The organism is Anaerotruncus sp. 1XD42-93 (assembly GCF_009917605.1).
GTDB lineage: Bacteria > Bacillota > Clostridia > Oscillospirales > Ruminococcaceae > Anaerotruncus.
Map to the genome: position 1 here is coordinate 1 of NZ_QZEG01000203.1, position 773 is coordinate 773.

The 773-nt window shown below is 55.6% G+C and carries 1 pseudogene; it reads left to right on the forward strand.

The window, feature by feature from the left end:
* Nucleotides 1-773: pseudogene (locus D5269_RS18025) on the forward strand (adenine methyltransferase); the annotation flags it as partial.

Consider the following 773-nt stretch of genomic DNA (forward strand, 5'->3'; position numbering starts at 1 on the left):
GCCAGCATGGAACTGTGGAATGAGGATATGCGCCGCTGGGTCAAGGCCGGCTCCAAGGGCATTGCGCTCATCAATAAGGACGGCATCCGCCCGCGCCTGACCTATGTTTTCGATGTGGCGGACACCCGCCCGGTGCGGGGCGCGAGGATGCCCTATCTGTGGGAACTGAAAGACGAACACCACGCCGCCGTCCTGGATACGCTCGTGAAGCGGTACGGAGAAATGGAAAGCCAGGACATCGGGCAGGCGCTGATGGAGCAGGCAAAACACGCGGTAGAGGAAGTGTACCCCGAACTTCTGGCCGACCTTGCCTATGACACCCAGGGCAGTCTTTTGGAGGAACTGGACGACCTTAACCTGGAAGTGCGTTTCCGCAACCTCCTGACGGCCAGCGTCCAGTACACGCTTCTCACCCGCTGCGGCCTAAACGCCGCCGACTATCTGGACGATGAAGATTTTGACGGCATCAGTGAATTTTCCACCCCCGCCGTCCTCCACCACTTAGGCAGCGCCGCCAGCGAAGTGTCCATGAATATGCTGCTGGAAGTGAAAAAGGGCATCCGGCAGGCAGAGAAAGAAAAAGCGCAGAACCGTCAAAAAAATCCTGAAAAACCCCTTGCAAAAGAACCGGTGATCGGTTATACTAAGGTCAAGGAAGAATTTAGCACATTAAAGCGTGAAAGTGAAGAAAGGAGCATAGAAAATGGCAGAACTGGCATACAAGAAGATGGGCGATTACCAGATTCCCGACCTGATGATGGACGGGGAGGACG